This is a genomic window from Pseudomonas sp. RIT409, assembly GCF_003052515.2.
In the GTDB taxonomy this organism is placed as follows: Bacteria; Pseudomonadota; Gammaproteobacteria; order Pseudomonadales; family Pseudomonadaceae; genus Aquipseudomonas.
The window spans coordinates 86,447-105,129 of record NZ_QARE02000009.1; the positions used below are offsets into that span (position 1 = coordinate 86,447).

An 18,683-nucleotide genomic window follows, 5' to 3' on the forward strand; every position below is an offset into this window, starting at 1 on the left:
ATCCTCTAACAGCGCGTGTGCGTTCCACGCCTTATACCGTAAACACCCAGGAATGACCGGATATTAGCTCATTTGAGCCGTTTGACACAGGTAGACCCAGTGCTAAGGTATTTTGCATTCAAAAAACAAAAGACAAAAAACCCCAGGAGTTACCCATGCTGAAGCTCGACTACCACCCTGCCGGCCGCCACTTCTTGCAGATCCCCGGCCCCAGTCCCGTTCCGGACCGCATCCTGCGCGCGATGAGCTACCCCACCATCGATCACCGGGGCCCTGAGTTTGGCGAATTGGGGCTCAAGGTGCTCTCCGGCATCAAGCAGGTTTTCAAGACTCAGCATCCTGTCATTATCTACCCAGCCTCTGGCACCGGGGCGTGGGAAGCGGCCCTGTGCAACACCTTGAGCCCCGGGGATGAAGTACTCATGTTCGAGACCGGCCATTTCGCCACGTTGTGGCAGAAGATGGCGCTGAGCCTGGGCCTCAAACCGCATTTCATTGGCAAGCCCGGGGTCGAAGGCTGGCGAGGCGGAGTCGATGCCCACATGATCGAAGCGCACCTGAGGTCCGACAGCGGTCATCGCCTCAAAGCCGTATGCGTGGTCCACAACGAAACCAGCACCGGGGTCACGTCCGACATCGCAGCCGTGCGCAAGGCCATCGACGCCGCAGGCCATCCTGCTCTGCTGCTGGTGGACACCATATCCGGCCTGGCCTGCGCCGATTATCGGCATGATGAGTGGGGTGTGGATGTCACGGTGTCCGGCTCGCAGAAAGGCTTGATGCTGCCCCCCGGCATCAGTTTCAACGCGCTCTCGCCCAAAGCCATCGAAGCCAGCAAAAGCGCGAAACTGCCGCGCAGCTTTTGGGGCTGGGACGACATCATCGAGATGAACAAGAGCGGCTATTGGCCTTACACGCCCAACACCAACCTGCTTTACGGGCTGTCCGAGGCACTGGACATGATTCTGGGCGAAGGGCTGGACAACGTGTTCGCTCGCCATGATCGCCTCGCCCAGGCGTGCCGTACTGCCGTCAATGCCTGGGGCCTGCCGATCCAGTGCGCGGACCCGAGCGTTTACAGTCCGGTCCTGACAGGTGTGATGACCCCTGAAGGCGTGGATGCCGATCAGGTTCGCAAGCTCATTTATGAACGGTTCGACATGTCGTTGGGCACCGGCCTGGGCAAGGTCAAGGGGCGCATGTTCCGTATCGGCCACTTGGGAGACTGCAATGACCTGACACTGATGGCCACGCTCACCGGCTGCGAAATGGGCCTGCAACTGGCGGGGGTGACGCTGCAATCGAGTGGCGTGCTGGCCGCGATGGATTACCTGGGAGGCCAAGCCGTACCGCTTCGACGCGCATGACCCTACCGGCACTGCGTCCCTAGGTGCAGTGCCCTGCTCCCTTTACACGCACTATCCCGAACGCTCGCCCCCTTGGCGAGAACAATAAGAAACTGGAGATAGAACATGAAGCTGTTAAGCCTGCGCCCCACTGCGGTGGTGCTCTTCATGCTGTGCGCCATGTACTTCATCACCTACCTGGACCGCGTTAACGTGAGTACTGCGGCGGTCGGATTCGGTGCTGAGTTCAACCTCACCAAGACACAGATCGGCCTGGTCTTTTCTGCCTTTGCTTACCCTTACCTCGTGTTTCAAATCATCGGTGGCTGGGTCAGCGACCGTTTTGGCGCCAAGCGAACGCTCGTGGTGTGCGGCCTGGTCTGGGCCGGTGCGACAGTACTGACGGGGCTCGCTGGCGGTTTCGTATCACTGCTGATTGCGCGGGTTCTGCTCGGCCTGGGTGAAGGGGCGACGTTTCCCGCTGCAACGGCAGCGATGTCGCGGTGGGTGGCCAAGGATCAGCGCGGCTTCGCTCAAGGCATCACCCACGCCTTTGCACGCCTTGGCAACGCGCTGGCACCCGCCGCGATGATTGCCGTCATGGCCGCTTATGGCTGGCGCGAGTCGTTCTATGTGTGCGCCGCCATCAGCTTTGTCTGGGTCATGCTGTGGATGCTGGTGTTCACGGAACACCCCAAAGACCACCCGCGCATCACCCGCCAGGAACTGGACGCCCTGCCCCCGCCCAAACCCAAGAGCCGTGTCGCGTTGCCCTGGGGGCGACTGTTCAAGCGCATGGCCCCCGTGACCACCGTCTACTTCTGCTACGGCTGGACACTTTGGCTGCTGCTCAGTTGGGTGCCCATGTACTTCATGAACATGGGGCTCGACCTGAAAAACACGGCGATCTTTTCCTCCACCGTGTTCTTCGGCGGCGTGGTGGGTGACACACTGGGAGGCATTGTCAGCGACCGGATCTACAAACGCACTGGGGATCTGAACAAGGCCCGCAGCCGCATGGTGGCCGTCTGTTTGTCCCTGACACTGATGGCGCTCATCCCACTGATGTTCACCCATGACATGTACGTGTCGTTGGCGTGCCTGGCGGTGGCCTTCTTCTTTTCGGAAATGACCATTGGCCCGATGTGGGCGATCCCGATGGACATCGCGCCAGATCATTGCGGCACGGCCAGCGGAATGATGAACACAGGCTCGGCAATGGCTGCGATCGTCAGCCCGGTTGCGGCAGGGCTGTTGATTGACCAATTTGGTAACTGGCAATTGCCATTTCTGGTCAGCATCGTGTTGCTGGCGATTGGCGTCCTGCTGTCGTTCCGCATGCGCCCGCAAAACCGCTTTGAATACGGCAGCGCTATCCAAGGGGCGCCAGCAAAGAAGCCGGATGCGCCAAGTGCGATAATCACCGGCAAATAAACCGAATGCCCGTTCGCATGAGGCTCTTCAACGATAGCGGAATGGGCCGAACGCCTGCCGACTCACGCGCAATCTTTGGCGGCCTGACCGAATCCAGTGGTCAACAGGCTGCGCTCATAGATGAAGATTTTGCCGCCGGCAGGCGCTTTGTACGCCTCGATGACGTTGTCAGCCGCCACCGTACTGGACACGACAATCCGGTAATGGCGTTGGGGCTGAGACAAGGTCGGGCTCATCGAGCGACCTTGTAATTTTGGCACCACGCACGCCGCGAACTGCTCAGGCGTTTTTGTGGTGTCCAGGGTGAGGGTCGGTTCATTGGGCGCCGAAGCACAGCCCGTCAACAACATGAAGGCGGCCAAGGTAATGGGGGTCATCAGTGTGCGCATGGTCAAGTCCTGTCAGAAAATGCTGCGCGTTGGGCAGCGCTTGAGTGCAGGGCATTGTCCGGATTGTGCGTCACAGGGGAAGTTGTAACGACTGATGCTCACTATCGATACGAGCAATGAGTCAGGTACGGCCATGTCCAAACCCCAGCAGATTAAAGCTCGTTGGAAGAGGACAGAGAAGATCAAGTACGACAAATAAAAAACGCTGCACTCTCATGCAGCGTTTTTTATTCATCATTTTCTATCATACCGATAGTACTCACACATTAACCATTCTGACGGCCGTAGCCTTGAGTGGTGTATTCCAGGTTGTGCGAGACGCCGGCACTGTCGACATAGGTCATTTGGCTTTTGACCAAGCCATCGACTTTTTCGGGATCCTGTGCGGTCTTGACGCTGATGACCTTGGCGACGTCCAGGCCCTTGTGGCGGTTGTACTGCTCGACCTGGGTGAGAGGTTGAGCGGTTGTAGAATTGGCAGCCAGCTCGCTGGCTGAAGCGAAGACGCTGAAGAACGAGAGAGCAGCAAAGGCAACGTATTTCATTTTAAATCTCCAGAAGGGTTTGAACGGTATCGAGCAAAGCGGGTTTTCGTTTGCTTCTGGAATGAATTCTTATGGATTTTTTATCAGAGGGTAAATACTTGTTGTCGATAGGAAAGATTAGTGGCATCAATACCCAGGATTATCTTATTTATCGCAATACTCTTTATCCAAACTAATACTGAATAAAGACGTAACTAAGCGGGCCGAAATGATGGGCAAAGCAGCAGCACGCAAGGCGCTCATGGAGGCCTTGCGTCGCTCTCCGTTCAACGCAGACCGAAGCCCAGCCGCTTGAGCTCATCGACCAGGTGCTCGCGGCCGTTCAAGCTGGCCACACCGCGCAAACGGCCGATGACCTGCTCCGACCACCCTGCTGCCTTGAGACCTTCCTGCCGGTAAAAAGCCCCGAGGCGCGCGTCGTACTGCTCGATCGCCGACGCCTCGTGCGTCACCGAGTATTTCTCGTGATGCAGCACGGCTGCCTGAGGAAGACGCGGTTTGACCTGCGCAGGGCGCTCGACGGACGGGTGGCCCACGCACAATCCGAACACGGGATACACCTGCGGCGGGAGGTCCAACTCTTGGGCGACGGCTTCGATGTCGTTGCGGATGGCGCCAATGTACACACTGCCCAGCCCCAACGACTCAAGCGCCACGACCGCGTTCTGCGCAGCCAGCGCCGCGTCGATGGTCCCCAACAGTAGACTCTCGATGTAAGGCAGCGCTTCAAGCTCCACCTGCTGACGCGCCCCCAGGCGGGCAACCCGTGAAAGATCTGCCAACCACACCAGAAACAGAGGCGCTTGGTGGATATGCGCCTGATTCCCCGCAAACCCGGCCAACCGGGCCTTGCGCGCCTTGTCCTGAACCGCCACCACACTCCACACCTGCAGGTTCGAGGAACTGGCCGCCGACTGCGCCGCAGCGATCAAGGCCTCGATCGTCCCCTCCGGCAGCGGCGCCTCGGTGAAAGAACGGACACTGCGATGATTCAGCAGCTCATCGAGCACAGGACCCCAATTATTTGGCACCTCGATGTCGGGCTGACCATAGCGGGTGGCAAGACGGTGTTGCGTGATGTCTGTCATAAGGAACGTCCAGGATATCCAGAAAAGAGTGAATCGAGGCTGACCATAGTGGCAGCGCGGTTCGCTTCGATCTACAGGATTTACCAGGCCGCAGGGTGCCGCCCCCTCGCGTAACCAGGGCGGTACGATTGATCGCGCAAAAAAAAAGCCCAACCTGAAGAGGTTGGGCTTTTTTGAAATATGGTCGGGACGGAGTGATTCGAACACTCGACCCCTTGCACCCCATGCAAGCGGACTGGCCTACAGTCCGCGTAACGTAAGGCTCTCCGGCTTGGCGCTCGCTGCAACGATGCCTAACCGTGATCCACCGCAAACCACAAAGTCACTTTGAAAGTCACTGGGGATTTTTGGCCTGTCTCCGGCGTTCTACCGACCTATCCCTTCCCTCTGAACACCTGCATCCCATCCTCTTCACTGCCACCGCGGAACAGGCCGATCGCATCAGCCTCCTCCAACTCGATCAGCGCCCAGTCTCGCCCGGCGTCGACAAGCTCGAGCATTTCGTTCAACTCCTCGGGGCCGATCTGGCGCGCCGCACAAGCGCGCATGGCCAAGTCCGACATCTTGCGCCTGAATCCGTCAGGGTCAGTGATGAGCTCGGCCGACTGACGGATACCCGCCCGTCACTCGGCCAGCGGATCATGGCCGACAGGTGACTTCATGGGTACAGGCATCTGACCTCTAGGTTCTCAACGGATATTTCCTGTGCTGAGGTGACCGGGTCAAATCGCAGGTACCCCTCGAATCCATGCTTGGCGACAACGTCAAACGTCAGGTCGTTGCCGCCCGCGCCAACGGATCTCACAGAGGAATTATGCTCTGAAAGCGCTTCACCTTTGGGGACAAAGAACAGTTGTGCCACGTCGGGCCGGGTGACGTTCATGCGAACACGAACCTCCATCTGCTTGCATGCTGCCAAAGAGGACAGCTTGCCAGAGGTCATGATGATCATTGGATCGTTTCCGGCTGACATTCGGCCAGAGCTATCAAGAGGCTCCAGATTGACCGGCTGGAATCCGTCCGAGTGAATGTAGTAGAGCGCGCCAGGCGATCCAAGCGCTTTCGGTGAGAGCGTCGCCAGCCCGGCGAATGAAGCGCCCTTGTACTGTGCATAGACGAGAATTTTGCTCATGTCGATGCCAGGGTGTACGCCCGGGCATTTGAAAGGTTCGCCCGTCTGATTGCCTTGGTTTAGGCACCTGAGGTTATCGACCCTGATGTCATAGGTCTACTTGTAGTACGAATCGTGGCTCTTGATTTCTGTTCCAAAGAACAGAGCCGAGGAAATAAACGCCATAACAATGACAACAGCGACAGGAAAGACTTTGTTGGCTGAAGACAGCGAAGCGAGCACATATGCGATAACGAAAGGCCATGCAGCACAAATCCAGAAAAAGTGAAACCTGGCAAAACTGAATGTGAATAACTGGATAGCGGTATCAATGCTAGCCGGGTGAAAATTAGTACGCCCTGCTGCAACGAGACAAAGGTAGACAATTATTGAAGAAAATAATGGGAAAGATACTGATGCTAACCTAGCAAGCGACGTGTGCCCGCCGTAACGGCGAGAAATGTATATGGATAGCAACGGTATGGCGCACAGAAAAATCAATCCCATCGCTGCGATTGCAAACGCTAGAACTGGGAATCTGTCCGACAGATACAATGACCTGGCTACCTTGGCGAGGATGAAGACCCAAAAGTCCGTTTCCCATGGGAAAGCCATTTTTGTATCAGCGCGATGCACGCCATGTTGGATCCCAACAACTACCCATCCTTGCAGGGCGGATGTCATGATGGAGGGTATCAGCATGGACACGGACAATGCGATGCCCTGCCGAGTTCTGCCTACAGCAACGCATTCTCTGGCTAGCATAGCCAAGGAGAACGCCAGGAATGCGAAGGCACCGCTTATGTAGGCCAGACCGGACGCCAGCGAAAGGAGAGCGCCAAGGGCACATTTGATACGGATGTCGATTGCGGTTGTGCCAATTAGGGTTGCGATCAAGATGAACAGTATTGGCAAGGCCTGATGGTAGGCCATGTTTTGAAGACCCCAATAGGAGTCTGGTTGAAGCATAAGGAGTAATGTTGAAAATGATGCGGCTGCAAGGAATTTGTCCTTTAGGCAGTACACAAGCAGCTTCCAAACGCATGCCAGGATTCCACCAATGACAACAACCATGCTAATTGCTTGGTATGCAATAGAGTTCCCTCCTATCAACCGGAAGGCTATTGAATCTAACGCCATTCCCAGAGGGTACAAGGTGTCATTCGACGCTGTGAAAAGATCCCTCAACCTAAGTGAGCCAGCGGTTTCAGTGTAGTATGGACGGATGTCGTCAAGGTATGGAAGATCAATCCCCAGTTTGAGCCAAGAAACGAGATTAAAGAAGGCTGACAATAAAGGCAGACCGATTAGAAGCGTCATTACAATGAGCTTGGCAAAGCGCTCGATCTTGATTTTCTGCGCAGCTAATTCGGGCTGAACATACTGGTTCATTGATGCAGTCCCTAGCATGGATGTCGAAAAGGGTGCGACTGTATCACAACAGTCGCAAAGCACGGCCAGCGGTTATCGACAGAAGGCTATCATCATCAGGCATTTTCCAGTGCGGACAGCCGCGCCTCAAACCCTGCAGCGATGAAGGCCAGCAATTCATCCATTCGGAAGCCATAACGGTCTCTAGCAGGAGAAGCCGGGCGGACTACCCTCACATTGCCCTCTTCATCCTCGGCGGTGATTTCATCCTCAGCCTCCCATTCGTCATGGCAAATGAAGGCGTAGGCACTGGGTTCCAGGCCACATTCGATCATGATTTCTATGACGGGCTCAGGCCTTGTCATGATCGCGAACGCTGTATTTCACAACGCCCCCAATCACAAGCTCATCGCCTTCCATAACGTGCCGCGCCGGGTATTTCGGATTTTCCGACTGCAGGATGATTTCGTTTCCGCGCATGTGCAGGCGCTTGCACACCGGCTCAGTGTTGAGCGCCGCGATGACGATGTCACCGTGCTCGGCATACAGGCTGCGGTCCACGATCACCAAATCGCCACAGATCCCTGCCCCCTGCATCGAATCCCGTCAATCTTGCAGAGGTAGACGTGCGGCGCGCGGATGTCGAACAACTCATCGAGGGAAATGTGCTTCTCGATGTGGTCCGCTGCGGGCGAAGGGATGCCAGCAGGCACATGGAAAGAGTAAAGGGGCCAGCACCAGCTTGACCAGCGCGCGGATGCCGTTCTCTGCGGTATCGAATCGGGCGAAGCGCTTCTCAATCGAGGGATCTGGCGGGAGCTGGCCCTGCCACTGGTTGCGCGGGTTGTAATCGATATTCCGGGATTGTTATTGCGTACCCCTCGGGCAATTCTTGGCATTCATTTTTTCCAGGCAAGCGACCGCCAAGGGCGATCAACGATGAGTTGAGCTCTTTTCTGTAATTGAGAGGCGGTATCTAGTAAATTGACGCTGCGCTTGGGTGGCGAACTGGTACGACTAAGCTAATCTTCAAAAGCCCGCATGGTCGAGATAGCGACCTATGAACAAAAAACCATATATCAAAGGACTATATAAATGCCGTGTCGAATTCTTCGCTCCCTGTACCTTCGTGCAAACGGAGAAATACCTTGCGACGATGATTTTGGAGAGCAAATTAATTTAGGATGGATTCCGAAGAATGGTAATTTTTCGCCAAACGAAATGTTCAACAATGAAAAATATAAGGGTATCGAGGAAGCATTCCTATCCAATACCATGCCTTGGGGTAGAATCTGCAATCATTGCGCTCTAAACCGTCCTACTGATCCGGTAGACAATCATCTCCGATCTCGCGTCATATCTTATTTCCAAATCGAACCTACCCTTGCGTGTGCTCTTGGCTGCCCAGGCTGCTCTAGAGAAAGACAGATTCGGCAGCGTCCAGGACCTCATACCTTGGCGCTTAATCAACTTCAAAATCTTTTGGATGGGCTAATATCCGAAGGGTACGTTGTCCACAACATTGAATACTGCGGACAGGGCGAACCACTGGACCATCCTCAGTTCAGCAAGATCGTAGACGCCACTCGGACGGCATATCCGAACGCCAGGCAGCGGCTGATAACAAACGGCAACAACGACTATTTCAAAAAGTTAGAAGGTACTTTCATAGATGAAATCATGGTCTCGATCGACGGAGCGACGCAAAACAGCTACGAAAAGTATCGCATTGGAGGAAATCTAGACACAGCTTTGAATTTTACGCGCAACGCAAAGTCCTCTAACAAAGATCAGTACGTAGTTTGGAAGTACATTCTCTTTACTCACAATGATACAACCCAAGAGATTGAGCTTGCTGAAAGCCTTGCAAAAGACCTCGGAGTTGACCGACTCCAATTCGTGAGAACTCACAGTGTTGGCAAATCTGTAGAATGGGAGAATAGACCGCTACCGCTGCGCTGGGTTAATTCGATTGATACCTCTACACCTTTGGTGGAGCGCCAGAACCAGTTTTAGATCTGCCCGAAGAGCTTGATTGCTGACAACATCAAGCTCTAACTTTTTCGGCTGTATCTTTGGGCGATGCGGACTTTAAAGCGTTTACGTCAGCACGCAGTTCCTTTACAGCACCCATGAGGTCTGTGTTCAGCGCAATAGGATCAAGCTGTTGAATTATCGGGTTTCCATCTTCGTCAACCCCGTCCTTCTCACCGCAAGCGGGTTAACTGCTTGTGCCTCATGGGCAATTAGGCCCTGGTAGGTCGTGCCGTCACCCTCGAACACCTCGCCAAAGACCTTTTTCTGGAATGTGACGATTCGGTACGAGTCGAGGAGCGGTATCTGACCAGGGCTTTCAAGGAGGCACGGGAGGCAGCAGATTGCTACAAGGGATGGAAGGAGGAAGAGATGCCGGGCTTCCACGAAGTCAGGGCGCTATCACTGCACCTGTACAAAAAAGCCGGGAAGGACGGTCAGAAAATCGCCGGTCACGCCCGCGAGGAGATGACGAAAAACTATCAGAAAGACCACGCCGAGGTGGTCTGGTCTGACGCAGTTCCAGACCTCGACATCAGCGAGTTCGCCGTATAGTTTTGCGCCAGTTTTGCGCGGATTTTGCGCCGGCCAGAAATGAAAAAGGGAATCAAGCCTGTAAGTGGCTGATTCCCTTATCAAAATATGGTCGGGACGGAGTGATTCGAACACTCGACCCCTTGCACCCCATGCAAGTGCGCTACCGGACTGCGCTACGCCCCGACTAGGCGTGAAACTTTTGGCTTCTTGCGAAAGCGGTGAGGAATATACCCTAAGCTTTTGAAAGATGGAAGTATTTTATCGAGTGCTACGTTCGTAGCACCACCAGCACATCTTCCAGCTCTACGATCATCTGTTTGATCAACTGCTTGTATTGCAGAGAATCGTCTTTGACTTCATCACTGGACATGCGCAGACGCGCACCGCCGATGGTGAAGCCTTGATCGTACAGCAGCGCGCGGATCTGGCGGATCATCAGCACATCCTGCCGCTGATAATACCGCCGGTTTCCGCGGCGCTTGACCGGGTTGAGTTGAGGAAACTCCTGTTCCCAATAGCGCAGAACGTGGGGCTTCACCGCGCAGAGCTCGCTGACCTCACCAATGGTGAAGTAACGCTTGCCCGGAATGGGCGGCAGCTCGTCGTTATGACTTGGTTCCAGCATAAGCCTCAACTCGGGCCTTCAATTTCTGCCCTGGACGAAAGGTGACCACACGGCGAGCGGTAATCGGGATCTCTTCCCCTGTCTTGGGATTTCGACCCGGTCGCTGGCGTTTATCGCGCAAGTCAAAGTTGCCGAAACCGGACAATTTGACCTGCTCGTTATCCTCCAGAGCGTGCCTGATTTCCTCAAAGAACAGCTCAACCAGTTCCTTGGCTTCTCGTTTATTCAGGCCAAGCTCTTCGTACAGACGTTCGGCCATCTCAGCTTTCGTCAGAGCCCCCATACGCTACTTCCTTAACGTGGCGTTTAACCTTTCCTCAAGCGAGGTGAGAATTTGCTGCGTCGAAGCGTTTACCTCATCGTCAGTAAGAGTGCGCGATGGATGTTGCCAGGTCAAGCCAACGGCGAGGCTTTTTCTAAGCGGATCAATGCCTTTACCCTGATACACATCAAACAGCCTGAGGTCTGTCAGCCACTCCCCTGCATTTTCACGGATAACGTCGAGGACCGACGTCGCTGAAACCTCGCGGTCTGCCAGCAAAGCCAAGTCCCGACGGACTTCCGGGAAGCGCGAGAGCTCATGGAATTTTGGCAGGCGCCCTTCCACCACTTCCGCCAGCACCAGTTCGAATACGAAGACCGGGCGATCGAGCCCCAGCGTCTTGACCAATTCCGGATGCAGCGAACCGACATAGCCCACTTCACGACCGTTGCGCTCGATACGAGCCGTCTGGCCCGGGTGAAGAGCGGCATGCTTGCCGGGCACAAAACGGAAATCGCCCAGCGCTCCAGAGAAGCCCAGCACCGCTTCGACATCGGCCTTGACGTCGAAGAAGTCAACCGCATCACGCCCCTGCGCCCAGCCTTCCGGCAGGCGGCTGCCGCAGATCACACCTGCCAGCATAGGCTCTTGTTTCAAACCTTCCAGCTGACCAACAAAACGCAGGCCGCTTTCGAACAGACGTACGCGATCCTGTTGGCGGTTGAGGTTGTGTTGCAACGCCTTGACCAGCCCCGGCCACAACGACGCGCGCATGGCGGCCATGTCCGCGGAAATCGGGTTGGCCAACAACAGCGGCTCGACGCCAGGCGTGAACAGCTCGAACCATTTCTGATCGATGAAGCTGTAAGTGATCGCTTCCTGATAACCGCGCGCAACCAACAGACGGCGCAGTGCCGGCAGGTCACCACGCGCCTCGGCACGAGCCTGTGGTGCCAGACGCGCTTGCGGATAACGAACGGGCAGACGGTTGTAGCCGTAGAGGCGCGCCAGCTCCTCGATCAGGTCCACTTCCAGGCTGATATCGAACCGGTGGCTAGGGACCTCCACTTGCCACTGCCCCGCCGTTTCAGGAGACACTTTCAAGCCCAATGCGGTGAGCAAACGCTCGACCTCCGCAGCCTCCAGGGTCATGCCCAACATTTGCTCGATACGATCCGCACGCAAAGTGACAGGTGCGATGGACGGCAGATGCTGTTCACTGACCGCCTCGATGATCGGGCCGGCTTCGCCGCCAGTGATTTCCAGCAGCAAGCCTGTGGCACGCTCCATGGCTTCACGAGCCAGTTGCCAGTCCACGCCTCGCTCGTAGCGATGGGAAGCGTCTGTGTGCAACCCGTAGGAGCGCGCTTTACCGGCCACTGCGATCTGGTCGAAGAACGCACTTTCCAGAAAGATATCCCGGGTGGTGGAAGTGTTCACACCACTGTGCTCTCCGCCCATGACGCCAGCGATGGCCAACGCACGCTGGTGATCGGCAATAACCAGCGTGTCAGCGCGCAGGGTGACGTCCTGGCCATCCAGAAGCACCAGTTTTTCGCCCTCTTCCGCCATGCGGACACGGATGCCGCCATTGATTTCAGCGAGGTCGAACGCATGCAGCGGCTGGCCCAGTTCCAGCATCACATAGTTGGTGATGTCGACCGCGGCATCGATGCTGCGCACTTCGGAGCGACGCAGACGCTCGACCATCCACAGCGGGGTGGGACGAGAAAGATCGACATTGCGAATCACGCGGCCCAGATAACGAGGACAGGCGGCGGGCGCCAGCACCTCAACCGGACGCACCTCGTCATGGACCGCAGGCACGGACGCGATCTGAGGGCGGGTCACGCGGGCATCGTACAAAGCCCCCACTTCGCGCGCCAGGCCCGCGACCGACAGGCAGTCACCGCGGTTAGGCGTCAGATCGACCTCGATGCTCGCGTCGTCCAACTCCAGGTACGCGCGGAAATCCTTCCCGACCGGCGCATCGATCGGCAACTCCATCAGCCCATCGTTGCCCTCGCCCACCTGCAGCTCGGCTTGCGAGCAGAGCATGCCGTTGGACTCAACGCCACGCAGTTTGGCTTTCTTGATCTTGAAGTCGCCAGGCAACTGCGCCCCGATCATCGCGAACGGAATCTTCAGCCCTGGGCGCACGTTCGGCGCACCGCAAACCACTTGAAAGGTTTGCGCACCGTTGCTGACCTGACAGACTCGCAACTTGTCGGCATCCGGATGCTGCTCGGTGCTCAGCACCTCGCCCACCACGACACCACTGAAAACGCCGGCAGCCGGGGTCACGCTGTCGACCTCCAGACCGGCCATCGACAGACGAGCGACCAACTCGTCACGGGATACTTGCGGGCTTACCCAGCCACGCAGCCATTGTTCACTGAATTTCATCCTGCTCTCCTAATAAGTTCGTGACGGCGACCTAGCGAAACTGCGCGAGGAACCGCAAGTCGTTGTCGAAGAACAGGCGCAAGTCATTGACGCCGTAACGCAGCATGGCCAGGCGCTCGGCGCCCATACCGAAAGCAAAGCCCTGGAATTCTTCCGGATCGATGCCGGACATGCGCAGCACATTCGGGTGCACCATGCCGCAGCCCATGACTTCCAGCCATCCGGTCTGCTTGCAGACACGGCAACCTTTGCCGCTGCACATCACGCACTCCATGTCGACTTCCGCAGACGGCTCGGTGAACGGGAAATACGAAGGGCGGAAACGTACGGCGAGTTCTTTTTCGAAGAACACGCGCAGGAATTCTTCGATGGTGCCCTTCAGATCGGCGAAGTTGATATCGCGGTCGATCAACAGGCCTTCAACCTGATGGAACATCGGGGAGTGCGTGATATCGGAGTCACTTCGGTAAACGCGACCGGGGCATACGATGCGAATCGGCGGCTTATTGGCCTCCATGGTCCGGACCTGCACCGGCGAGGTGTGGGTCCGCAGAAGCATGCGTGCATCGAAATAAAAGGTGTCGTGCATCGAGCGCGCCGGGTGATGACCCGGAATGTTGAGCGCTTCGAAGTTGTGGTAATCGTCTTCCACCTCAGGGCCTTCGGCGATGCCGTAGCCGATATGGGTGAAGAATTGTTCGATACGTTCCAGAGTCCGGGTGACGGGGTGCAGACCGCCTGTGGTCTGGCCGCGGCCAGGCAGGGTCACATCAATGGATTCGGCGGCCAGTTTAGCGGCCAGCTCCGCTTCCTCGAAGGACGCCTTGCGGGCATTGAGGACCTCTGTGACACGCTCCTTGGCGACGTTGATCAGCGCACCGACCTGCGGACGCTCTTCAGCCGGCAAATTCCCCAGGGTCTTCATCACCTGGGTCAATTCACCCTTCTTGCCAAGGTAATGAACCCGGATTTGCTCCAGGGCGTTGATATCTTCGGCGCTATGCACAGCCTCAAGAGCTTGCGAAACCAGCGCGTCCAGGTTTTCCATTTACAGACTCCAGATACGAAATAGGGGAAGAGCTTACAAGGCTCTTCCCCTATTCAAGACGTTTAACACCAGACCCCGAGAGAGGCCTGGTGATTGCCGGGGGACTTAAGCCAGCGAGGCTTTAGCTTTCTCGACAATCGCAGCAAACGCCGCTTTTTCGTTCACTGCCAGATCAGCCAGAACCTTGCGGTCGATCTCGATCGATGCTTTTTTCAGGCCAGCGATCAGACGGCTGTAAGACAGACCGTTGGTGCGGGCACCCGCATTGATACGAGCGATCCACAGAGCGCGGAACTGACGTTTTTTCTGACGACGGTCACGGTAGGCGTACTGGCCTGCCTTGATTACCGCTTGCTTGGCAACGCGGAACACGCGTGAACGCGCGCCGTAGTAGCCTTTAGCAAGTTTCAGAATTTTTTTGTGACGCTTACGGGCAATGACGCCACGCTTTACACGAGCCATGAGTTACTTCCTCTATCTTTGATCAAAATTAACGAAGGCGCAGCATGCGCTCGACTTTTGCCACGTCAGATGCGTGCAGCAGGCTGCTGCCGCGCAGTTGACGCTTACGCTTGGTCGACATTTTGGTCAGGATGTGGCTCTTGAAAGCGTGCTTGTGCTTGATGCCATTCGCGGTTTTCAGAAACCGCTTAGCTGCACCACTTTTGGTTTTCATCTTTGGCATGTTCGGATACTCCGCATTCAGTTGATAAACATAACCGCAAGGCCTGCCGTGCCCTGGAGGTTACTTTTTCTTTTTCGGGGCGATGACCATGATCAGCTGGCGTCCTTCCATCTTAGGATGCTGTTCGACCGAACCGTATTCGAGCAGGTCAGTTTCAACCCGCTTCAACAGCTCCATCCCCAGCTCCTGGTGGGCCATCTCACGACCACGAAATCTCAAGGAAATCTTGGCCCTGTCCCCGTCACTCAGGAAACGTACCAGGTTGCGTAGTTTTACCTGGTAATCCCCTTCCTCCGTCCCTGGACGAAACTTGATTTCTTTGATCTGAATCTGCTTCTGGTTTTTCTTCGCTTCGCTGGCTTGCTTCTTCTTCTCGAAAAGATGCTTGCCGTAGTCCATCACCTTACAAACCGGTGGGGTGGCATCCGCGGAAATTTCTACCAGATCCAGCTTCGCATCTTCAGCAATTCGAAGCGCTTCATCAATCGAGACGATGCCAATCTGCTCGCCGTCAGCGCCAATTAACCGAACCTCGCGTGCCGAGATATTCTCGTTGATCGGGGCCTTCGGTGCAGTTCGTTTATCCTGTCTCATTTCACGCTTAATAATAATTACTCCGAATCTTGGCGACCACGCCGGGAAACCGCTTGTGCGAGGAGCTCCTTGAATTGCGCGACCGGCATCGAGCCGAGGTCTGCGCCTTCACGGGTACGCACAGCGACAGTTTTGGCCTCAACTTCCTTGTCTCCTATCACGAGGAGATAAGGAACCTTGAGCAAAGTATGCTCGCGGATTTTAAAGCCGATTTTTTCATTTCTCAAGTCGGACTTGGCACGAAACCCGCTTTCGTTGAGATTTTTTTCAACATCGAGGGCGAAATCAGCCTGTTTATCGGTGATGTTCATGATCACGGCCTGAGTCGGCGCGAGCCAGGCGGGGAACACGCCGGCATAATGCTCGATCAACATACCGATGAACCGTTCGAAGGAACCGAGGATCGCACGGTGCAGCATCACCGGACGCTTGCGGTTGTTGTCTTCGGCCACGTAACTGGCGTCCAGCCGCTCCGGCAGGTTGGGATCGTACTGCAACGTGCCGCATTGCCAGTTTCGTCCGAGGCAATCTCGCAGGGTGAACTCGATCTTCGGCCCATAGAACGCCCCTTCTCCTGGCTGATATTCCCACTCCAGGCCAGATTCGTTGAGCGCATCGGCCAGGGCGCTTTCAGCGCGATCCCACAATTCCTCGGAGCCGACACGCTTGACCGGACGAGTCGACAGCTTCATGGCGATGTCGGTGAAGCCGAAGTCCTTGTAGACATCCAGCGTGAGCTTGATGAAGTCAGCCGCTTCCTTCTTCACCTGATCTTCGGTACAGAAGATATGGGCGTCATCCTGTACGAAGCCGCGCACGCGCATGATGCCATGCAGCGCGCCGGATGGCTCGTTCCGGTGGCAGGCACCGAATTCCGCCAGCCGCAGCGGCAAATCACGGTAGGACCTCAGCCCTTGATTGAACACCTGAACGTGACACGGGCAGTTCATCGGCTTCACCGCGTAGTCGCGGCTCTCGGACGACGTGGTGAACATGTTCTCGGCATAGTTGGTCCAGTGACCCGAACGCTCCCAGAGAATGCGGTCGACCACTTGCGGGGTCTTGATCTCCTGGTAGCCATTCTCGCGCTGCACCTTGCGCATGTACTGCTCGAGCACCTGGTAAATCGTCCAGCCATTGGCATGCCAGAAAACCATGCCTGGCGCTTCTTCCTGCAGATGGAACAGATCAAGCTGCTTGCCGATCTTGCGATGGTCGCGCTTTTCCGCTTCTTCGATGCGCTGGATGTACGCTGCCAGTTGCTTCTTGTCCGCCCAGGCAGTGCCGTACACCCGCTGCAACTGCTCGTTCTTGGCATCGCCGCGCCAGTAGGCACCGGACAGCTTGGTGAGCTTGAACGACTTCAGGAAGCGGGTGTTCGGCACGTGCGGGCCGCGGCACATGTCGACGTATTCTTCGTGGTAGTACAGGCCCATGGCCGTCTCATTCGGCATGTCCTCGACCAGGCGCAGCTTGTAGTCTTCACCGCGCGCCTTGAACACCTCGATGACTTCGGCACGGGGCGTCATCTTTTTGATGACGTCGTAATCCTTGTCGATGAGCTGCTGCATGCGCTGCTCGATCGCCGCCATATCGTCCGGCGTGAAAGGACGCTCGTAGGCGATGTCGTAATAGAAACCATCATCGATGACCGGACCGATGACCATCTTCGCCGTCGGGTACAACTGTTTGACCGCATGGCCGACCAGGTGCGCGCAGGAGTGACGGATGATCTCGAGACCTTCCTGATCCTTCGGGGTAATGATCTGCAGGGTTGCATCGGCCTCGATCAGATCGCTGGCGTCGACCAGTTGACCATTGACCCGGCCCGCGAGTGTTGCCTTCGCCAGGCCTGCACCGATGGACTCGGCGACCTGTTTTACGGATACCGGGTGATCGAAAGAACGTTGACTGCCGTCGGGAAGAGTAATAGTTGGCATGGCGCCTCCTCTCCTAGTGGTGACCCCTACCAAAGGTCACGTGGGTTGGGATAGGGCCAGTACGCGATTCGGCGGTGTACCTGCCTCACAGTGGCAGGAGCCCAAGGGCCAACCAATGACCGAACCAGAGTGACTGGATAAGCAAAATAGACAGGCCTTTGGCTGAAAGCGGCCTGCCCCGAGAGACGCGAGCGAATCTGCGGGCGGCCATGCTAGCACAGCCATTGCGCTTGAGGTCACGTCGCGGGCACTCGATTGCGAATAAAGCATCAGACTGGGACTGTAGGATTTGCCGCGATACTGAACTGGCTGTGCTCACTGCCGTCAGATGAACCGATACCCTCCCTTAAAGGCCTGCCAACGGCAGCCACACAGACAAGAAGGAAACCACCATGAAGGTTCTACATGTTGCCGCCCTGCTCGCTCCATTGGCATTGGCGCTTCCATTGAGCGCCCACGCCGCCATGGATGCGCAGACCCGATCCACCTACATGAGTGAGTGCACCGCGGCGGCAACTCAGAATAACCCTGGGATGGATGCCAATGCGGCGAAGGCGCATTGCGAATGTGGTGCTCAGCAGATCGAAAAGAACTTTTCCGACAAGGAAATCGCTTCCCTGAGCGACAAAAACAAGACACCCAGCACTGAAATGACCGCTCGTTTGCAAAAAGCGGTGGGTGAAAACTGCCTCAAAGGCAAAAAATAAAAAATTTACATTGCCCCCGATCAGCGCAATGAGGCGGCCTTCGCTCCTGGCTGCCTCGATCCGCTCAAAGCCGCTTAAACAGGGGGCCTCGGCCCATTTGAAGCAAGAGCACTGACAGCCTTCTTCCTGATACCGACAGGAAATAATCCGGCCATATGACGGAACGATGTACGGCACTGGCACAAAGTTCTTACCGAAAAAGTCCAGCCGTCACACATTTCGACTATGATAGCCCGCGTGTGCCCAGTTGGCCTGAGCAGCACAGTACTACTGAAAATTATGTTTCTGGAGATTCACCATGTCTAATCGCCAAACCGGCACCGTAAAATGGTTCAACGATGAAAAAGGCTTCGGCTTTATCACTCCACAAGGTGGCGGTGACGACCTGTTCGTACACTTCAAGGCTATCGAAAGCGACGGTTTCAAAAGCCTGAAAGAAGGCCAGACCGTTTCCTTCGTGGCTGAGAAAGGCCAAAAGGGCATGCAAGCCGCTCAAGTTCGTCCGGAGTAATCCGAACGCAACAAAAAACCCCGTCTTCGACGGGGTTTTTTACGCCTGTT

Annotated in this window: 20 protein-coding genes, 1 tRNA gene and 4 pseudogenes; 6 read left to right on the forward strand and 19 right to left on the reverse strand. The window is 56.1% G+C overall.

Annotated elements, in window-relative coordinates; translation table 11 throughout:
• The first annotated feature begins 155 nt into the window (after positions 1-155).
• A complete protein-coding gene (locus tag DBP26_RS13345; RefSeq protein WP_108238083.1) occupies positions 156-1,367 on the forward strand; it encodes an aminotransferase class V-fold PLP-dependent enzyme in 1,212 nt (403 codons plus the stop codon).
• Between the two features lie 105 nt (positions 1,368-1,472).
• Positions 1,473-2,780, forward strand: a complete 1,308-nt coding sequence (locus tag DBP26_RS13350) for an MFS transporter (RefSeq protein WP_108238082.1) — start codon at positions 1,473-1,475, stop codon at positions 2,778-2,780.
• A gap of 62 nt (positions 2,781-2,842) precedes the next feature.
• Here the strand turns inward: DBP26_RS13350 and DBP26_RS13355 are convergent, their stop codons facing one another.
• The 9 genes and pseudogenes from DBP26_RS13355 to DBP26_RS27300 all read right to left on the reverse strand — a co-directional run.
• Complete coding sequence (locus DBP26_RS13355) at positions 2,843-3,169, reverse strand: hypothetical protein (RefSeq protein ID WP_108238081.1); 327 nt, start codon at positions 3,167-3,169, stop codon at positions 2,843-2,845.
• A gap of 266 nt (positions 3,170-3,435) precedes the next feature.
• Positions 3,436-3,714 (reverse strand): DUF2790 domain-containing protein, encoded by a 279-nt coding sequence (locus DBP26_RS13360; protein WP_108238080.1) that lies wholly within the window; start codon positions 3,712-3,714, stop codon positions 3,436-3,438.
• Positions 3,715-3,980: 266 nt separating this feature from the next.
• Positions 3,981-4,802: an NADPH-dependent oxidoreductase gene (locus tag DBP26_RS13365; RefSeq protein WP_108238079.1), complete on the reverse strand. Its 822-nt coding sequence runs from the start codon at positions 4,800-4,802 to the stop codon at positions 3,981-3,983.
• 374 nt (positions 4,803-5,176) lie between these two features.
• The gene (locus DBP26_RS13375) at positions 5,177-5,365 is read right to left on the reverse strand and encodes a hypothetical protein (RefSeq protein ID WP_256601471.1); all 189 of its coding nucleotides are present in this window, start codon (positions 5,363-5,365) and stop codon (positions 5,177-5,179) included.
• Positions 5,366-5,460: 95 nt separating this feature from the next.
• Positions 5,461-5,934, reverse strand: coding sequence for a hypothetical protein (locus DBP26_RS27295; protein WP_256601469.1), 474 nt, complete (start codon positions 5,932-5,934; stop codon positions 5,461-5,463).
• A gap of 96 nt (positions 5,935-6,030) precedes the next feature.
• Entirely contained in the window at positions 6,031-7,305 is a 1,275-nt protein-coding gene (locus DBP26_RS13380) for a hypothetical protein (RefSeq protein WP_256601467.1), read from the reverse strand.
• Between the two features lie 95 nt (positions 7,306-7,400).
• On the reverse strand, positions 7,401-7,649 hold the full coding sequence (locus DBP26_RS13385; RefSeq protein WP_146749664.1) for a hypothetical protein: 249 nt from the start codon (positions 7,647-7,649) through the stop codon (positions 7,401-7,403).
• Positions 7,636-8,060 (reverse strand): annotated as a pseudogene (locus DBP26_RS13390) (S24 family peptidase). Before DBP26_RS13390 ends, DBP26_RS13385 begins: the two are co-directional and overlap by 14 nt.
• A pseudogene (locus DBP26_RS27300) lies at positions 8,017-8,183 on the reverse strand (structural protein); the annotation flags it as partial. The pseudogenes DBP26_RS27300 and DBP26_RS13390, both read right to left, overlap by 44 nt.
• A 196-nt stretch (positions 8,184-8,379) precedes the next feature.
• Here DBP26_RS27300 and DBP26_RS13400 point away from each other — a divergent pair.
• Positions 8,380-9,300, forward strand: coding sequence for a radical SAM protein (locus DBP26_RS13400; protein WP_108238076.1), 921 nt, complete (start codon positions 8,380-8,382; stop codon positions 9,298-9,300).
• A gap of 31 nt (positions 9,301-9,331) precedes the next feature.
• Here the strand turns inward: DBP26_RS13400 and DBP26_RS27305 are convergent.
• Positions 9,332-9,615, reverse strand: a pseudogene (locus tag DBP26_RS27305) (tail fiber domain-containing protein); the annotation flags it as partial.
• Here DBP26_RS27305 and DBP26_RS13410 point away from each other — a divergent pair.
• Positions 9,607-9,873: pseudogene (locus tag DBP26_RS13410) on the forward strand (integrase); the annotation flags it as partial. The pseudogenes DBP26_RS27305 and DBP26_RS13410 overlap by 9 nt on opposite strands.
• Before the next feature lie 88 nt (positions 9,874-9,961).
• Here DBP26_RS13410 and DBP26_RS13415 read toward each other — a convergent pair.
• The 9 genes from DBP26_RS13415 to thrS form a co-directional block, all read right to left on the reverse strand.
• Positions 9,962-10,038, reverse strand: a tRNA-Pro gene (locus DBP26_RS13415).
• A gap of 85 nt (positions 10,039-10,123) precedes the next feature.
• Positions 10,124-10,480: a MerR family transcriptional regulator gene (locus DBP26_RS13420; RefSeq protein WP_108238075.1), complete on the reverse strand. Its 357-nt coding sequence runs from the start codon at positions 10,478-10,480 to the stop codon at positions 10,124-10,126.
• Entirely contained in the window at positions 10,461-10,763 is a 303-nt protein-coding gene (gene ihfA, locus DBP26_RS13425) for an integration host factor subunit alpha (RefSeq protein WP_002553164.1), read from the reverse strand. The genes DBP26_RS13420 and ihfA overlap by 20 nt, the downstream gene beginning before the upstream one ends.
• A gap of 3 nt (positions 10,764-10,766) precedes the next feature.
• Positions 10,767-13,148 carry a phenylalanine--tRNA ligase subunit beta gene (gene pheT / locus DBP26_RS13430; RefSeq protein ID WP_108238074.1) on the reverse strand — a complete coding sequence of 794 codons (2,382 nt, stop codon included), beginning with the start codon at positions 13,146-13,148 and terminating at the stop codon, positions 10,767-10,769.
• A 31-nt stretch (positions 13,149-13,179) separates the two neighbouring features.
• Positions 13,180-14,196 (reverse strand): phenylalanine--tRNA ligase subunit alpha, encoded by a 1,017-nt coding sequence (gene pheS / locus DBP26_RS13435; RefSeq protein WP_108238073.1) that lies wholly within the window; start codon positions 14,194-14,196, stop codon positions 13,180-13,182.
• Positions 14,197-14,301: 105 nt separating this feature from the next.
• Entirely contained in the window at positions 14,302-14,658 is a 357-nt protein-coding gene (rplT, locus tag DBP26_RS13440) for a 50S ribosomal protein L20 (protein ID WP_045490382.1), read from the reverse strand.
• 28 nt (positions 14,659-14,686) lie between these two features.
• Positions 14,687-14,881, reverse strand: a complete 195-nt coding sequence (gene rpmI, locus DBP26_RS13445) for a 50S ribosomal protein L35 (protein WP_027620572.1) — start codon at positions 14,879-14,881, stop codon at positions 14,687-14,689.
• 60 nt (positions 14,882-14,941) lie between these two features.
• Positions 14,942-15,493, reverse strand: coding sequence for a translation initiation factor IF-3 (gene infC / locus DBP26_RS13450; protein WP_177411056.1), 552 nt, complete (start codon positions 15,491-15,493; stop codon positions 14,942-14,944).
• Positions 15,493-17,415, reverse strand: coding sequence for a threonine--tRNA ligase (gene thrS / locus DBP26_RS13455; protein WP_108238071.1), 1,923 nt, complete (start codon positions 17,413-17,415; stop codon positions 15,493-15,495). Before thrS ends, infC begins: the two co-directional genes overlap by 1 nt.
• Positions 17,416-17,807: 392 nt before the next feature.
• On the opposite strand from thrS, the gene DBP26_RS13460 reads away from it, so the two are divergent.
• The gene (locus DBP26_RS13460) at positions 17,808-18,122 is read left to right on the forward strand and encodes a hypothetical protein (protein ID WP_108238070.1); all 315 of its coding nucleotides are present in this window, start codon (positions 17,808-17,810) and stop codon (positions 18,120-18,122) included.
• Positions 18,123-18,420: 298 nt separating this feature from the next.
• Entirely contained in the window at positions 18,421-18,633 is a 213-nt protein-coding gene (locus tag DBP26_RS13465) for a cold-shock protein (RefSeq protein ID WP_003179963.1), read from the forward strand.
• Positions 18,634-18,683: the final 50 nt, after the last annotated feature.

Excerpts from the sequence above, each read along its gene's own strand:
- rpmI (WP_027620572.1), bottom strand. The coding sequence starts at position 14,881 with ATGCCAAAGATGAAAACCAAAAGTGGTGCAGCTAAGCGGTTTCTGAAA.
- DBP26_RS13355 (WP_108238081.1), bottom strand. The coding sequence starts at position 3,169 with ATGCGCACACTGATGACCCCCATTACCTTGGCCGCCTTCATGTTGTTG.
- pheT (WP_108238074.1), bottom strand. The coding sequence starts at position 13,148 with ATGAAATTCAGTGAACAATGGCTGCGTGGCTGGGTAAGCCCGCAAGTA.
- DBP26_RS13365 (WP_108238079.1), bottom strand. The coding sequence starts at position 4,802 with ATGACAGACATCACGCAACACCGTCTTGCCACCCGCTATGGTCAGCCC.
- DBP26_RS13345 (WP_108238083.1), top strand. The coding sequence starts at position 156 with ATGCTGAAGCTCGACTACCACCCTGCCGGCCGCCACTTCTTGCAGATC.
- rplT (WP_045490382.1), bottom strand. The coding sequence starts at position 14,658 with ATGGCTCGTGTAAAGCGTGGCGTCATTGCCCGTAAGCGTCACAAAAAA.
- pheS (WP_108238073.1), bottom strand. The coding sequence starts at position 14,196 with ATGGAAAACCTGGACGCGCTGGTTTCGCAAGCTCTTGAGGCTGTGCAT.
- DBP26_RS13360 (WP_108238080.1), bottom strand. The coding sequence starts at position 3,714 with ATGAAATACGTTGCCTTTGCTGCTCTCTCGTTCTTCAGCGTCTTCGCT.
- DBP26_RS13385 (WP_146749664.1), bottom strand. The coding sequence starts at position 7,649 with ATGACAAGGCCTGAGCCCGTCATAGAAATCATGATCGAATGTGGCCTG.
- thrS (WP_108238071.1), bottom strand. The coding sequence starts at position 17,415 with ATGCCAACTATTACTCTTCCCGACGGCAGTCAACGTTCTTTCGATCAC.
- DBP26_RS13465 (WP_003179963.1), top strand. The coding sequence starts at position 18,421 with ATGTCTAATCGCCAAACCGGCACCGTAAAATGGTTCAACGATGAAAAA.
- DBP26_RS27295 (WP_256601469.1), bottom strand. The coding sequence starts at position 5,934 with ATGAGCAAAATTCTCGTCTATGCACAGTACAAGGGCGCTTCATTCGCC.
- DBP26_RS13375 (WP_256601471.1), bottom strand. The coding sequence starts at position 5,365 with ATGTCGGACTTGGCCATGCGCGCTTGTGCGGCGCGCCAGATCGGCCCC.
- DBP26_RS13460 (WP_108238070.1), top strand. The coding sequence starts at position 17,808 with ATGAAGGTTCTACATGTTGCCGCCCTGCTCGCTCCATTGGCATTGGCG.
- DBP26_RS13400 (WP_108238076.1), top strand. The coding sequence starts at position 8,380 with ATGCCGTGTCGAATTCTTCGCTCCCTGTACCTTCGTGCAAACGGAGAA.
- DBP26_RS13380 (WP_256601467.1), bottom strand. The coding sequence starts at position 7,305 with ATGAACCAGTATGTTCAGCCCGAATTAGCTGCGCAGAAAATCAAGATC.
- ihfA (WP_002553164.1), bottom strand. The coding sequence starts at position 10,763 with ATGGGGGCTCTGACGAAAGCTGAGATGGCCGAACGTCTGTACGAAGAG.
- DBP26_RS13350 (WP_108238082.1), top strand. The coding sequence starts at position 1,473 with ATGAAGCTGTTAAGCCTGCGCCCCACTGCGGTGGTGCTCTTCATGCTG.
- DBP26_RS13420 (WP_108238075.1), bottom strand. The coding sequence starts at position 10,480 with ATGCTGGAACCAAGTCATAACGACGAGCTGCCGCCCATTCCGGGCAAG.